Source organism: Methanococcoides orientis (assembly GCF_021184045.1).
GTDB classification, from domain to species: Archaea; Halobacteriota; Methanosarcinia; order Methanosarcinales; family Methanosarcinaceae; genus Methanococcoides; species Methanococcoides orientis.
On record NZ_CP073710.1, the window covers coordinates 2,391,110 to 2,405,866 of the forward strand.

The window sequence follows — 14,757 nt, forward strand, 5'->3', positions numbered from 1 at the left end:
GTTCTGACACTATTTTATATTTTTGAGGTGTGACATTTGACCAAGTTTAAATTATATGAGTTCCAATCTATGCCACATGATGATGCGTGACAAAGGGAAACTGGTTATCTGGCCGGCAAACCTGGACAGGTCCAGGTCCAGAAAAGATGGCAGGATCATCTCCAGGAAAAGTTCTGTGGAGAAACCCGATCTCAGAGAACTCTCAAAAGCAGCTGAGAAGCTGAACCTGAACCCTGAGGTAGAGGCTGATAAAAAATATCCTCGCTCCTGGTGGGAAGGAAGCGGTCGTATACTGGTTGATAATGAAGAGCCAAAGACCATGGTTGCGAGAAAGATCGCAAAAGCAATTAAAGAAGCACGTGGTGGCTGAAGTCGGATCATCCTTTATCCGGCATTTGTTTCTCATTTTTTAAGCTAATTGAATTTTAACCACTTGAAGTTAAACGAAGTGAACCTGAACTCCTTGAGTTTTAACTAGTGAGTTTATACCAAGTAAATTTAAACCAAGTGAGTTTGTACTAAGTAAATTTAAACCAAGTGTAATTTGGATAAAGGCTAAGGATAAAAAAGTGACCTTAAAAGCTATCTTGGTTTTAAATGAAAAAAACTCAAACTAAAAATATGAATTAGGTTATGGCCAGAGGCCAAAACCTGCACTTAATGCAAGAATAACAATTCCACAGAGTGCTCCAAAGACCATAACTGTCTTTGGCTGCAGGTGAATTGCTCTTTTATCTGCATCATAATATGTCATAAGACCTGCGGATGACATAAGTCCGCTTCCGCCAGATTTTTGTTTAGCCATAATCTCTCCGATTGTTTTTTAAATTTTTAAACTTTGTGGCTGTTATTTGGCTTACATTATCACTTCATCCAGGAGGAATGGTGGCTGGAATATTCCCTTTTCAGTAACAATGGCAGTGATATTCTCCATCGGGGTGGCATCAAAAGCCGGATTATATACCTTTACATTCGCCGGAGCTATCTGTTCATTGCCAATATAGCGAAGTTCATCTCCATCCCTCTCTTCGATCTTTACTGTCTCTTCCCATCCATTGGGATCGAATGTAGAGACCGGTGCTGCAACAAAGAATGGGATCTCATGTTCCCTTGCAAGCACTGAGTGTGTGTAAGTTCCGATCTTGTTGAAGACAACGTCCTGTGTGATCCTGTCTGCACCCACTATTACTTTGTCAACCATGCCGTTCTTCATCACATGGCCGGACATGGAATCTGTGATAAGCGTGACCGGGATGTTGTCCTGCATAAGTTCCCATGTGGTGATACGGCCACCCTGGTTCAACGGCCGTGTCTCACAGGCAATGACCTCTATCTCTTTTCCCTTTTCCACTGCAGATCTGATAACTCCCAGTGCTGTGCCCCAGTCCACACATGCCATCCTACCGGCATTGCAGTGTGTCATTACCCTGTCACCGTCTTCAAGCAGCCTGTGGCCGTGCTTTCCGATGGCTTTATTGATCTTCACATCATCATCTGCAATTCTAAGTGCCTCGGATATCACAATGTCCTGTATGCTGTCAAGGTCATAGGCATCTTCTGTTGCTTTTAGCACCCTGTTAACAGCCCATGCAAGATTTATCGCTGTAGGCCGTGTTGCTTTGAGTGTGTCACCAGCGACCTTCAGGTCCTTGAGCAACATTTCCATGGATGTTGCACTGCTGAGGGTTACTGCAAGTGCCATTCCAAACCCGCCAGCTGCTGCGAGTGCAGGAGCACCCCTGACCCTCAGTGACCTTATTGCCTCACAAATTGAAGCAAGGTTATCGCATTCAATGATCTTGAGCTCTTTTGGCAGGTATGTCTGGTCTACCAATGTGATACTTTTGGCTTCATCATTCCAGTCTATTGTTCTCATGTGGACCACTTCATGACCTCTAATGGCACTTCCAGTTAAAAAAGTATTCAATTTGTTCTTCCGGTAATCTTACAATTAATGAAACCATTTTTTGGCATAGTCCTGACATTCTTTTTATATATGGTCTTTTCATATTATTGTCTAATGACAAAACCCAGGGTGTTCCATGACCCTGTTCACGGAACTATCATTTTATCCGAATTAGAACAACTTCTGATCGACACTCCTCAGTTCCAGAGACTTCGGGGCATACAGCAACTAGGGCTTGCAGACGTCGTATTTCCAGGTGCTAATCATACACGCTTTGAGCACAGCGTTGGTACCATGCACACAGCATCTCTTTTAGGTAATTATCTTGAACTTGAGGACGAGTCTGTACTGAAACTCAGGCTTGCAGGTCTTCTTCATGACATTGGTCATTCTGCTTTTTCTCACGCTGTGGAAAGTATCCTCAAAAGAGATCCTGAGATAAGGCCGAAAGTGAATGGCAAAGGCTTCCTTACGCATGAGGCTTTTACAAAACATATCGTTTCAGAGGTCCTGCCGGGAACGTCTGTTATTTCCAGATTTGTAAATGATGAGCTTGGTCGGGACCCTTATGATTTCTTTTCCGAGATCTCAAAGATCGCCACAGGTGATATTTCCATTGAAAAACCGTACCTTTCACAATTGATGTCCGGTGATATCGATGCAGATCGGATCGACTTTTTGCTTAGGGACTCGTATCATACGGGGGTATCGCTGGGGCTCATCGATCTTGACCAGATCATACAATGTCTCTGCATCAGGGGGGATAATGTGGTCCTTGGTGATCCTGAGGCTGGAAGTTTCGGTGAGGAACTGACACTTGCAGCAGTAGAATCCATGCTTATTGCCCGCTCCCATCACTACACTGCTATCATACATCACCCTCTCACACAGTCTGTGAGGGTGATGCTTCTGAATGCCCTGGAAAGCACTTTGTTAAAACTGAGGGGAGAAATGGGAGATGAGGCAGTTGCTGAAATGGTGGCAGAGTTCTTTACAAGTTATAATGATGCTGACCTGCTCAATCTGATAAGCAGGAATGGCGATGAGACTTCAAGGAAGCTGTTGAGCGATATCCGTGATGGCAGGATATATACTCCTGTGGCAAGGTTCAATCAAAAGACGCTCTCTCCCGGAACAAGGATGGCACTTTCCACGATCGCACAACACGGTGTGGCAACAAAAATGCTGGAGAAAGGGCTTGAGAAGGAATTAGGTGATGTGCTTGTGGACCTTAGCATTGCAACAGGTGTTCCAAAGAGTGCAATGGTCATCGCAGGTGGTCATGAGAATTTCTTCTATGATGAATCTGCTCTTGCCAATGGACTGGTGCGTGCTATATCCAGGCAGATGTCCCTTACGGCTTTCACTCATCCGGATGCAGCTATAGGTTCAGAATTGGCCTCCGCACAAGAAAAGATGCGTGATCTTGTTGATGACCTCTCTCCGAGATTGCTGAATTTTATAAGGGGTGATCAGTACCTGCCGATCGAAGGTCTGATTCTTCTTCTTTATGCTATCCACAAGCTTTTCGAGGTGGAAAAGGACGGCTTCATCTCAATTCCACGTATCAGGAACATTACATGGCTGTATCGGAATGTAGCATTCTTCAGGGAGGACAGCAGGTTAAAATACCTGTTCGACTATGATTTCCACACAAGATACGGTTTCCCTTACAGCAACAAGGTCTATGAGGACATTCAGCTGCTGGTCGCCATGGGTATTGTGGACGAGGATCTGCGCTACTTTGAGAAGGACGGACGCTTCAGGCAGCGTTATGAATATGCTTTCACCGATGCAGGTGTGCAGTATGCTGCTTCGATTGTTGATTCCTATGGGCGTGAGTTCGGGATGATAACCGAGTATCTTACAGTGAACAAACATTCAATACCTCGCGATATTGTGACAATTCCTCTGGCAAGGTACCAAAGGGACAGGAAAAAAAGGACATCAGGTGCAAATAGATGAAATTAGGTGAAGTAGTGCTGTTAAAGACCAGCCACAGAGGAAAGATAAGGGAATTCATTACATCAGTATCTGATGAAAAGTTCCACACGGACTTTGGTATGATCGAGATGTCAGAGCTTCTGGAAAAAGATGCTGGCGATACTGTGGTTTCCCACATGGGTCAGGAGTTCGTGATTCAGCTTCCAAGGATGCCGGATTTCTTCAGACATGCAAAGCGCACCGGCGCACCTATCATGCCCAAGGACATAGGTATGATACTGGGTTATACCGGCATCAACAAGAACGATGTTGTGCTCGATGCGGGGACCGGGTCAGGCATCCTTGCCATGTATCTGGGTTCCATTGCAAAGAGGGTACTGAGCTTTGAGATACGGGAGGACTTCGTTGATGTGGCCCGTGAGAATATCCGCCGTGCAGGTTTGGAAAATGTGGAGGTTCGCTGTGGGAATATCGTTGATGAGGTCGGAGACCTTGACGAGAAGTTCAATGCAGTGATCCTTGATACAATTGATTCGGCAAGTGTTGTGCCTCATGTTCCTTCCATACTGGCTCCGGGTGGTTTCCTTGTTACTTATTCTCCGTTCCTTGAACAGACTGGCCAGATAAGAAAAGCAATAGATGAAGCTGATTTCTTCGAAGTAAGGACGATTGAATGTATTGAGCGTGCTATGTCCTTCTCAGACCGCGGTACACGTCCTTCAACTTCAAGGGTCGGGCACACTGGTTACATTACCATTGCCAGGATATAACTATGGCAGTGATCTAAAAAAAGAATTTACCTGACACCATCTGCGGTTATTGTGAATTCGCAGGTGGTACCTTCGGGACGGGATCTATGTTTCCAGAGCTTTGCACGGCGTGTGCCGGTGCCTGTTCTTTCAAGCTGGACGATCGTCTTGGATATGTGTTCAAGGCCGCTGCCTCCTATTGGTTTGAGCGTATTGGTACTGATATCTGAGTATACCTGGTTGGTTATTACCACCACGATGCCACGCTTACGTGCAAGGCTGTGAAGGAATCCTATCTGGTTCGATAGCTCTCTTCGTGTCCTGATACTTGAATCATCATCGTCCAGTTCTAACCGGTAGTATGCGGTCGCAGAGTCCACGACAATAAGACCGACATTCTCGGTGCTTATCTTTTCAGTTTCCCTTACTGCAGAATACTGTTCTTCAAAAGTATGTGGCTCGAAGATTATTATGTCCTGTGCGATCTCTTTGGCATTCTCCCCGGCTATTTGCCTGAATCTGTCGGCAGAGATTCCTTCTGTGTCAATGAAGATCGCTTTCCTCCCCTTCTTAACACATTCCACAGCAAGCTGGAGGCATATGTTCGTTTTACCACTGCCGGCTTCTCCGAATATCTGGGTAACCACTCCTGCTTCGAATCCGCCTCCTAGAAGTTCGTCTATGGGATGGCAGCCTGATGCTAGCTGTTTGTTTATTTTCTACACCTCTGCTTGTGGGATGTATCTGGTATTATGGAATTTATGATATACATCTTTTGGCAAAGGTCATTTGTCTGGTTGTTCCAGTTAGTCTTACTCGTTTTGTATCAATACTGGTAACAGACATGGTTTGGCACATTTCATTATTATAATGATGAACTCTTTTATTTGTTACCATATTTGTTACCTCCTATGTTATGTTGTTATTCAGTTGTAGGTGTAAAAAGCATTATTAACTGAGAACTCCATACTATTGGTTTACTCGTGTAGAGGTCTTTCCCGCATTATACCGGGGCTACTGAATTCGATTATTATTTTTCAGTTGCTATGGGGGGTTTGTGTGTTGGGTCTCTTGCTTATGTTTAAAGATCAAATGGATGGAAGAAATATGCCTGGTGTTATTATCTATACAACGGAAACATGCCCGAAATGTGTGCAGCTGAAGAAGGTATTAAAAGCAAACGATGTGGCTTTCACTGAGGCTGACATGTCAACTCCCGAATCATTGACAGAGTTACGTGTCAACGGTGTTTTCACAGTTACAGCTCCGGTGCTACAGATAGATGATGATTTCCTGACATATGATGAGCTCTTTAACAGCGAAGGCGTGAACCTCGATTCACTAAAAGATATACTATAAGGGAAGTGATCATTTGTCATCTAATACAAAGCTTATCGATGATCCCGAGGGGGAAATAGAAGTGGGTACAAAGGAGCAGAATCAGGCTGCAGATAAGCTGGGAGCTGACATGATGCCTCTCACCGAACCGCAGTCCATGCAGCAGACACTTGACGGCCAGTTTATCTCAACAATGCCAAAGGTTAGAACAACCGATGGTCATATGGTGAACTGGGACCGCAATATCGTGGTGAACCAGTTACTGAAGGAAACTGCGCTGAGTGAGTGGTACCATGGGATCGATTCCATCACAAAAGATGAAGCTCATGATATTGCCAGGGAAACAGAGAAGCGTATCCGCAGTATGAACATAAAGTTCCTCTCAGGTCCGCTTATCAGGGAACTTGTAAATATGATCCTGCTGGAGCGTGGACATCTTGAATGGCGTAATGTCTCCACAAGGGTAGGTTCTCCTGTTTTCGATGCATGTGAGATCGACCAGGGATCAGGCTTTGAGGCAAATGAGAATGCCAACCTGCAGGAAAACGCTGAAACTTCCCACAAGAAGAAAGCTGATAAGATCTCAAAGGAACAGTACCTTCTGTTGCTCCCACCAAAGGTTGCAGACCTTCACCTCAACGGTGACCTGCACATTCATGACCTTGAATATTTTGGTACCCGTGCTTTCTGCCAGGACTGGGATCTCAGGTATTTCTTCTATTATGGATTGATGCCTGATGGATCAGGTGCAAAGGCAAGCGTGGCAGGACCTTCCATGAAAGCAGAAGTTGCAATGCTGCATGCTGTAAAGGCTCTTGGAAGCGCCCAGACCAACTTTGCAGGCGGACAGGGATTCTACAATTTCCTTACCTTCTGTGCTCCATATTTTGAAGGCAAATCATACAAAGAGATCGAGCAGCTCATGCAGATGTTCGTCTATGAGATGACGCAGATGATGGTGGCCCGTGGTGGTCAGCTTGTGTTCTCTTCAGTACAGTTATCTCCTGGTGTCCCGAAGATGTGGAAGGACAAGCCTGTGGTCTACAAGGGTCGTGTCTGGGATGGTAGCAATGATACTGACAGGCGTGTCTATGGTGACTATGAGCGTGAAGTAAGACTTGGATTCAAGGCACTTATGAACGTCATGCTGGAAGGCGACTATTGGGGCAAACCATTCAACTTCCCTAAGCCTGAGATCTCCATTGAGCCTGATTTCATGACAGAGGACGAGATGTTCAACCGTGCAAATCCGGACCTTCCAACCTATGATGAACTGTACACCATGACCTTTGAACTGACCGCAAAATACGGAACTCCGTACTTTGACAACCAGCTTCCTGAATACAGGGGAGCCGGAGAGGGCATATCCTGTTACCAGTGCTGTGCATACCAGTTCTCCGCAACTCCTGAAGATGATGCTGAGTTCGAGGACAAGATGTACTTCAGGGAAGGAAAACATTTCTCAATGGGTTCCTGGCAGGTAGTTTCATTGAACTGTCCAAGGGCTGCATATGAGGCAGACGGTGATGACCAGAAGCTGTTCGCTCACCTGAAGCACCTTATGGATGAGGCAATGGAAGTGTTCCAGACAAAGGTCAAGTGGATGACGCCTATCATCGACAATGGCAGGATGCCATTTGCAACACAGCAGCCAAAGGACCCGATAAGCGGTAAGAAAGGTGCAATTGCGGTGGATATTGATTCGCTGGTCTTCACCATCGGTGTTGTGGGCCTTAATGAGATGGTCCAGTATCACACAGGTTCCCAGATGCATCAGTCAAAGGCAGCTTTCAAGGTTGCTATCCGTGCCATGACAGAGATGGAGATGTATGGAAGAGAACTTTCGGAGAAATATGGTATGGAGATCGCTCTTGCAAGGACTCCTGCAGAGACCACCGGCCAGAGGTTCGCAGTTTCCGATATGCTTCACGAGGAGTACAGTGAAAAGGTACTCACCGTTGCAAAAGGCGATGTTAAGGCAGCAGTGGATGGTATAAAGAAAACTCACGACCTGCCGGTCTATTATACCAACGGTACTCACGTACCTCCGGGAGCAGACATATCCCTGGTTGACAGGATCAACATCGAACATGTGTTCTTCCCTATCGTTGACGGTGGAGATATCATGCACATCTGGATGGGCGAGGGTTCACCTGATGCAAAAGGTCTGAAGGATTTTGCAATGAACATTGCAAGGAACACTCAGGTAGGATACTTTGCATTCACCAAGGACATGACCGTTTGTATGGATGATTATCACATGATGGCAGGTCTCAAGGAAAACTGTGAGAATTGCGGATCCGATCACGTTGAACAGCTTTCAAGGGTTACCGGATACATTCAGGCTGTTGGTGGCTGGAATGCTGCAAAGAGGCAGGAACTGGAAGACCGTAAACGTTACTCTTCTGCCGATATGATCTGATATGCCGGATGTCTGGTATCTGATGAAAGTGAATTTTGGGGAGATCATCCCCATATCAACCGTTGACTGGCACGGAAAGGCGTCAGTCGTTCTTTTTTTACGTAGCTGTCCCTACAGGTGTCCCTATTGCCAGAACTACGAGATCCTTACAGGTTCTGATATGCTGGATGCAAAGGAACTTGAGAAAAAGATCGATTCTTCCTCACTCTTTGTGAGTAGCGTCGTGTTCTCAGGCGGTGAACCGCTTGTGCAAAAGAAAGCAGTAATGCACCTGGCTGCCTATGCAAAGAAAAAAGGACTGCTTGTGGGGATCCATACGAATGGCTATTATCCGGAAGTTGTGGAAGAACTGATCGATGGCAGTCTTGTGGATAAGTTCTTCATCGATGTCAAGGGTTCTCTGGACGATCCTGTGATGTATGGCAAGGCCATCGGGTACGGCGATGATGTTATTGTTCCTGATCCTGCTGAAGTTGTGGAAAAGGTAAAGCAGACATTATCCATTGTCACTGACAGGGAAGTGGAATATGAACTGCGCACCACTGCAATACGTGGTTTTGTAGGGGATCCTGATGACATCGCAGCGATCGCAAGTTCTATTGTTCCGTATATTTCAATTTCGAATGTTCCGTATGTGATTCAGCAGGGTCAGCCAGCTCACTCAATGAGGGAGGACCTGCGTGACATTACACCCTTTTCTCGTGATGAGATGCTGGAACTTGCCAGACGTGCCCATGAGTTTGTCGGGAATGTATGGATCAGGACAAAAGAAGGTGGCAACGAACAGGTTAACTTCGAATCCGTTTGAAGTTTAAGTAAAAACTTTATATGTTCGCGTTATAGCTTTATTTATAATGTTATAGGAGCATAGCAACATGAAGCGAACATATCCATTACTATTTATTTTCCTGCTTACCTGCGTTATTGCAGCAGGATGCCTTTCAACTGACAGCAATACTCAGTATGCACCACAGGAAGAAAGCTTTTCCTTTGGGAACAAGATGGCCGAACTGAGTGCAGATGAGGCCTGGTATGATTCTGATGACCGCTCTTTCAATGTAGCTGACAGCGGGGAATCCACAGGAAGCAGTATAACACGCAAGGTGATAACTACTTCTGATGTTTCCCTTGAAGTAAAGGACGCTCCGGAAGCAGTTGATTCAATTGGCAATATAGCACTTGAATATGATGGCTATGTTTCCTCTTCATCTGTCTATGATACTTACTATGGGGACAGCGAAAGCATGTCCGGATACATCACCATACGTGTCCCGACAGCTGAACATGATACTGTACTTGACAGGATCGAAGCTCTCGGGAAGGTGACCTCAAAGAGCACCAGCGGTGTCGATGTGACCGAGGAGTATATCGATGTGGAGGCACGCCTGTCGAACATGGAAAAGCAGGAACAACGTCTTCAGGAGATCCTGGAAATGGCTACCACCGTGGAAGAGGTCCTTGAAGTGGAAAAGGAACTTGGACGTGTTCGCGGTGAGATCGAAAGCCTCACAGGAAGGCTCAATTATCTTAACGACAGGATCGATTTCTCTACTATATCTGTAAGTGTCTCCGAGCCTCGCAACATTACTCATTCATGGGGACTTCGGGATGCTTTGTCCGATTCCGTGCGTGGTTTCATAGCCAGCGTCAATGGTATCATCATCTTTATCGGAATCGCTCTTCCAATATTGATATTCGTGACCATTGTTGGCAGTGCAGCTATCTTTGTTAAGAGAAGGGTATGGCGATAATTCTTTCTTTTCCCTTCTTTTTAACCACATTGCTAATAAATATTGAATCTATAAGGTATCCCATGGATAGGTCTGATCTTATTTCCGACATAGCTGAACGCAAACTTGTTTCCAGACTATGCGGTATCTTCAGCCAGGATGAATGTGGCTCCATCATGGCAGGCGCAGGAAAGGATGATTGTGCTGTCCTGGATGTCTCAGATGAGGATTGCATGGTCATTACCACGGACATGCTTCATCGGAAGACTGATTTTCCTGTTGTTATGACTCCCTGGCAGATCGGCTGGATGTCCGCTGCTGTTAACCTGAGCGATGTGGCTTCCATGGGTGCAAAACCTGTGGGTTTCCTTTCAGCTCTAGGGGTTACGAATGATATGCAGTTGGGGGATGCCGAGGATATTTCCCGTGGCATGGATGCCTGTGCAAAGTTCTGTGATACATCGGTCATCGGTGGTGACATCGATCTCCACGACGAGCTGACAATAACAGGAACAGCCCTCGGAATGGTCAAGAAAGAACACCTTTTGAGAAGGACCGGGGTAAAACCTGGCGACCTTGTCTGTGTTACAGGAAACGCAGGTTCTGCTGGTGCTGCACTGCTGGCGATCCAGCACGACCTTGATGTCAGCGATGAACTGCTGAATACATTGCTTGAACCTGTCCCACGCACGGACGAGGGGCAGAAGCTTGCAAAGACTGGTGCGGTAACTTCCATGATGGATACAAGTGACGGGCTGGCGATGTCCCTTTATGATCTGATGGATGCCAACAGCATCGGTTTCAGGATATATGAGGACCAGATTCCAATTGATGATGAAGTTCGCTCTCTTGTAGGGGATGATGATGCCCTTGATCTTGCTCTTTACACAGGCGGAGATTTCGAGTTGCTTTTCACAGTCTCACCTTCGATGCTGGAAGCCGCGAAATCCGTTTGTTATTTAAATGTTGTAGGCGAAGTTACTGATGACACTTTAATAACTATGATAAACAGAGAGGATGCAGAAGTTTCGATATATCGAAAAGGTTATGTGCATTTAGGAAGATTTGATAACATATAATCATACAATATTCGGAGAATTAAACAATGAATAAAGGTTTTAAATTATTACTAATGAGTTTGCTCATCGTAGGGATGAGCTGTGGGGTGGCGATGGGTGCTGACCCTGTACTATCTGATGAAAGTGTGTCTCCAGATGGTGGCGACACGTCACAAATTTTCACATTTGAAGTAAAATTCACAGATGATGATAATGACACTGCTGATTATGTGACGTTGACAATCAATGGTGGCGATTATACATTAGATCCAGTAGATTTGGGTGACGTTAATACTACAGATGGTAAAATGTATATTAATTCGTCTGTAGGTCCTTTCTCTTCAGGGGATTATGGTTATACATTTTCATCCTTCGCTAATGGCAGTAGTTCGAATGAACCTTCTGGAACATTAACAGTTACATCTATACCTGCGCCACAAATAAGTTCCCCTTCCCCTTCTCCATCTTCAGATCCTGTTGAAACTGATACTGGTGATTCACAGGCCTTCTCTGTAGATGTTGATCAGGATGTGACAGTTGTCTGGACAATAGGTGACACCGAAGTTCAAAACAGTTCAGCAACTGCTTCTTCAACTTCTACTTATAGTAATGCTTCTGCAGAACTTGGAAGTTACACTGTCAAAGCATACATCTATAATGCAAATGGTAATGACAGTCATTCATGGACATGGGATGTGGCAAATCCGAGTCTTAGTATTACTGATTTTGAGCCATCAGATGATGAACCTGAATCTTTTGTAAACGAACTTCAGACTTTCAATGCAACTACAAATCAGGATTGTACTTTTGAGTGGTATCTTGATGATGTCTCAAAACAAACAGATTCTGGTTTCTCATCTTCTTATGAGATCACCCCCACATCTATTGGAACTTACACTGTACGTGTTGATGTTTCCAATCCAAATGGGACCGCTTCTCAGGAATGGAACTGGGAAGTCCAGCCAAAGACCTTCTATTCAGGCGACCGCATCTGGGAAGAAGATATCCAATCTAAAGACAAATACACCTGGAATTACCTGAGCTATTCCGGCTTCTACTATGACCTTGACACTGGCGAAGGTTCTGAATCAATGACCATGGAGGACATTGGAAGGGATATTGATTCTGGAGATCTTACATATGAAACAAAGGCTTTCGAAACCGAATTTGAGAGTAGCAGATGGAATGAATATGAAGTCATCGGATTTATGGCAGAGAAATATTTCGCCGGTTATCCTGAAGATGCTTTTGGACCTGGATTCGATGAAGTCCCGTTGATGTCAGAAGGCATACTTTCAAAAGTTCTAATCGATGACGATGACAAGAAATCTGTCTATACAGGTGCAGGACTTGTCCTTGAAGATGGATATGTACTGAACATTGTAGAGGTCGACATAAACGGTGACAGGGTATACGTCAAGCTATCAAAGGACGGCGATGAGATTGATGAGGGTATCCTTTCTTCAGGTTCCACATACATCTATGAGAAAGATATAGGCGATGTTGATGATGTCCCTATAATTGCAGTTTATTTCAAGGAGATCTTCAGTGGAATTGAGACAAACGCTGTTTTTGTTGAAGGTATCTTCCAGATCTCTGATGAATATCTGGAGATCGATAGGGGCGATGACTTTGGAGAAATGGAGATTGACAGCGTTGATTCCGATAGCATTAAAATGTCAAACGAAGATGACATTTCCCTTGACAAAGGTGACATTGTTGACATCATGGGTAAATTGAAATTCATTGTTGCAGACAGTGGTACTTTGAGATTTGCACCATTTGTGGACATGTCTGAACCTGGGACCTACGAACTCAGAGGTACTGTTGTAGAGGAAGACGTTTTCAAATGGACTCCTATGAACTTTGAAGGTTTCTACTATAATATCGATGAAGGCATAGGCACAGAATCACTTGAAGTGCTTGGTCTTGATGGAAACGATATTGAGGAAGGCAACCTGACCTATACAACAAGACCGGATAATGTTTCCTTTGAATATGGTTCATGGGGCGAATATGAGGTAATTGGTTTCATGGCAGAGAAATACTTTGCCGGTTATCCTGATGATGCCTTTGAATCTGGTTTCGATGAAGTTAGCCTGATGGAAGAAGGTATGCTTTCCAAGGTCCTGATCGATGACGATGACAAGAAGTCTGTTTATGGTGGTTCCTCTTTAATTCTGGAAGAGGGATATGCACTGGATATTCTTGAGGTTGATATTAATGGAGAAAAGGTTTTTGTGGAACTCAATAAAGATGGGGACCGCGTAGACTCCACAATTCTGTCTTCAGGAGATCCTTACATTTATGACAAGGATCTGGGTGATGCCGAAGATGTACCTATAATTGTCATCAATTTCGATGAGATCTTCAGTGGAAGGGAGTCAACAGCCGTATTTGTTGAAGGTATCTTCCAGATATCTGAAGACTATCTTGAGATCGAAGAGGGTGATGACTTTGGTGAAATGGAAGTTTCTAACATTGAGGATGATATCATCGAAATGGAAAATGAAGATGAAATAACACTTTCCGATGGTGATGAGATCGAGATCATGGGTGAAATCCAGTTCAAGGTTGCAGACTCCAACACTCTTCGCTACTACCCATTCGTCGAAGTAACCGTTGAACCGGATGAGGCACTTGATGTAGAAATAGATCCAGAGGTTACTGTAGAAGGTGATGAGGTAGTCATAACCGTAACATCACGTGGCTCTCTTATCAGTGATGCAACTGTCAAAGCAGGAAGTCTTACACTTGGTACCACAGATGATGAAGGTATAGTGGAATATGAGTTCGTTTCTGATGGCACCTACGATATAACTGCTGAGAAAGATGGCTATGCTACTGGAACTGCTGAAGTCGAGGTAATATCACCTGACGACCTGAGCAGGAAGATGAGCATTGAAGTCACTCCTGAGGTCATCTATGAGGGTAACCTTGTGACATTCACCATCGTGAAAGCTATTGGTGGAGATCCAATGGATGATGTCAGAATTTCTCTTGATGGTAAGACCATTGGACAGACCGGTAGTGATGGTGTTGTAACAGATGTTATTACTGAGCCTGGTATGCACAAGATCGTTGCTGAAAAGTCCGGTTTCCTGGATGCCGAGCTGAACATCGAGGTTAAGGAAATGCAGGCAAAGTTCGAGTTCAGTGATCTTGTGCTCGATCCGATCGAGGTAAGGTCCGGCAAGGATGTGAAGATCACATTGAATGCTGTGAACAATGGTAATGCAGAAGGTAGTTACTCACTTGAATTGAAGGTCAACGATAATGTGACAGATTTCCAGGAGATCGCTCTTGGTATCAATGAATCTACAGAAGTGACTTTCGATTACACTGCCGGAGAACCTGGCAGCTATCTTGTGAAGGTTGGAGGAATGACTGCAACCCTCGAAGTAGTTGAAGGTGTAAGTACCATAGTTTACCTGCTTGGTGGTTTAGCAGTAGCAGTTCTTGGTGGTGCAGCATACCTGTTCACAGCAGGTGGCTGGACAGTTGAGACTGCAGGTCCTAAGGCAAGTGAAGCAATGGCTGCACTTTCTGAGAGGATTTCCAACCTGCTTTCAAGAGGTAAGGAATAACTGAATTTGGACCAACTGGTCCG

12 protein-coding genes are annotated in these 14,757 nt (G+C 44.9%); 9 read left to right on the forward strand and 3 right to left on the reverse strand.

Translation table 11 applies throughout. The features are described 5' to 3' along the window. The first annotated feature begins 55 nt into the window (after window positions 1–55). Window positions 56–370, forward strand: a complete 315-nt coding sequence (locus tag J7W08_RS11650; protein WP_233084596.1) for a signal recognition particle protein Srp19 — start codon at window positions 56–58, stop codon at window positions 368–370. Window positions 371–631: 261 nt separating this feature from the next. Here the strand turns inward: J7W08_RS11650 and J7W08_RS11655 are convergent, their stop codons facing one another. Both J7W08_RS11655 and J7W08_RS11660 read right to left on the reverse strand, forming a co-directional pair. Continuing rightward, window positions 632–805 carry a preprotein translocase subunit Sec61beta gene (locus tag J7W08_RS11655; RefSeq protein ID WP_233084597.1) on the reverse strand — a complete coding sequence of 58 codons (174 nt, stop codon included), beginning with the start codon at window positions 803–805 and terminating at the stop codon, window positions 632–634. Window positions 806–856: 51 nt separating this feature from the next. Then, window positions 857–1,876, reverse strand: coding sequence for an S-methyl-5-thioribose-1-phosphate isomerase (locus tag J7W08_RS11660; protein WP_233084598.1), 1,020 nt, complete (start codon window positions 1,874–1,876; stop codon window positions 857–859). A 144-nt stretch (window positions 1,877–2,020) separates the two neighbouring features. On the opposite strand from J7W08_RS11660, the gene J7W08_RS11665 reads away from it, so the two are divergent. Further along, entirely contained in the window at window positions 2,021–3,871 is a 1,851-nt protein-coding gene (locus J7W08_RS11665; protein ID WP_233084599.1) for an HD domain-containing protein, read from the forward strand. Continuing rightward, window positions 3,868–4,620 (forward strand): tRNA (adenine-N1)-methyltransferase, encoded by a 753-nt coding sequence (locus tag J7W08_RS11670; RefSeq protein WP_233084600.1) that lies wholly within the window; start codon window positions 3,868–3,870, stop codon window positions 4,618–4,620. Before J7W08_RS11665 ends, J7W08_RS11670 begins: the two co-directional genes overlap by 4 nt. A gap of 26 nt (window positions 4,621–4,646) precedes the next feature. Here J7W08_RS11670 and radB read toward each other — a convergent pair whose 3' ends face one another. After that, window positions 4,647–5,315, reverse strand: coding sequence for a DNA repair and recombination protein RadB (radB, locus tag J7W08_RS11675; RefSeq protein WP_233085781.1), 669 nt, complete (start codon window positions 5,313–5,315; stop codon window positions 4,647–4,649). Between the two features lie 391 nt (window positions 5,316–5,706). Between radB and J7W08_RS11680 the strand changes: the two genes are divergently transcribed. From J7W08_RS11680 to J7W08_RS11705, 6 genes are all read left to right on the forward strand, one after another. Next, window positions 5,707–5,958, forward strand: coding sequence for a glutaredoxin family protein (locus J7W08_RS11680; protein ID WP_048193657.1), 252 nt, complete (start codon window positions 5,707–5,709; stop codon window positions 5,956–5,958). 109 nt (window positions 5,959–6,067) lie between these two features. Further along, on the forward strand, window positions 6,068–8,359 hold the full coding sequence (gene nrdD / locus J7W08_RS11685) for an anaerobic ribonucleoside-triphosphate reductase (RefSeq protein WP_233085782.1): 2,292 nt from the start codon (window positions 6,068–6,070) through the stop codon (window positions 8,357–8,359). A gap of 22 nt (window positions 8,360–8,381) precedes the next feature. Then, window positions 8,382–9,167 (forward strand): anaerobic ribonucleoside-triphosphate reductase activating protein, encoded by a 786-nt coding sequence (locus J7W08_RS11690; protein WP_233084601.1) that lies wholly within the window; start codon window positions 8,382–8,384, stop codon window positions 9,165–9,167. Window positions 9,168–9,234: 67 nt separating this feature from the next. Beyond that, window positions 9,235–10,110 carry a DUF4349 domain-containing protein gene (locus J7W08_RS11695; RefSeq protein WP_233084602.1) on the forward strand — a complete coding sequence of 292 codons (876 nt, stop codon included), beginning with the start codon at window positions 9,235–9,237 and terminating at the stop codon, window positions 10,108–10,110. A 62-nt stretch (window positions 10,111–10,172) separates the two neighbouring features. Beyond that, entirely contained in the window at window positions 10,173–11,168 is a 996-nt protein-coding gene (gene thiL, locus J7W08_RS11700; RefSeq protein WP_233084603.1) for a thiamine-phosphate kinase, read from the forward strand. Window positions 11,169–11,194: 26 nt separating this feature from the next. Further along, window positions 11,195–14,734: an MA0829/MM1976 family S-layer protein gene (locus J7W08_RS11705; RefSeq protein ID WP_233084604.1), complete on the forward strand. Its 3,540-nt coding sequence runs from the start codon at window positions 11,195–11,197 to the stop codon at window positions 14,732–14,734. Window positions 14,735–14,757 lie beyond the last annotated feature (23 nt).

Excerpts from the sequence above, each read along its gene's own strand:
- J7W08_RS11660 (WP_233084598.1), bottom strand. The coding sequence starts at position 1,876 with ATGAGAACAATAGACTGGAATGATGAAGCCAAAAGTATCACATTGGTA.
- J7W08_RS11650 (WP_233084596.1), top strand. The coding sequence starts at position 56 with ATGAGTTCCAATCTATGCCACATGATGATGCGTGACAAAGGGAAACTG.
- J7W08_RS11690 (WP_233084601.1), top strand. The coding sequence starts at position 8,382 with ATGAAAGTGAATTTTGGGGAGATCATCCCCATATCAACCGTTGACTGG.
- J7W08_RS11695 (WP_233084602.1), top strand. The coding sequence starts at position 9,235 with ATGAAGCGAACATATCCATTACTATTTATTTTCCTGCTTACCTGCGTT.
- nrdD (WP_233085782.1), top strand. The coding sequence starts at position 6,068 with ATGATGCCTCTCACCGAACCGCAGTCCATGCAGCAGACACTTGACGGC.
- J7W08_RS11665 (WP_233084599.1), top strand. The coding sequence starts at position 2,021 with ATGACAAAACCCAGGGTGTTCCATGACCCTGTTCACGGAACTATCATT.
- J7W08_RS11655 (WP_233084597.1), bottom strand. The coding sequence starts at position 805 with ATGGCTAAACAAAAATCTGGCGGAAGCGGACTTATGTCATCCGCAGGT.
- thiL (WP_233084603.1), top strand. The coding sequence starts at position 10,173 with ATGGATAGGTCTGATCTTATTTCCGACATAGCTGAACGCAAACTTGTT.
- J7W08_RS11670 (WP_233084600.1), top strand. The coding sequence starts at position 3,868 with ATGAAATTAGGTGAAGTAGTGCTGTTAAAGACCAGCCACAGAGGAAAG.
- J7W08_RS11705 (WP_233084604.1), top strand. The coding sequence starts at position 11,195 with ATGAATAAAGGTTTTAAATTATTACTAATGAGTTTGCTCATCGTAGGG.
- J7W08_RS11680 (WP_048193657.1), top strand. The coding sequence starts at position 5,707 with ATGCCTGGTGTTATTATCTATACAACGGAAACATGCCCGAAATGTGTG.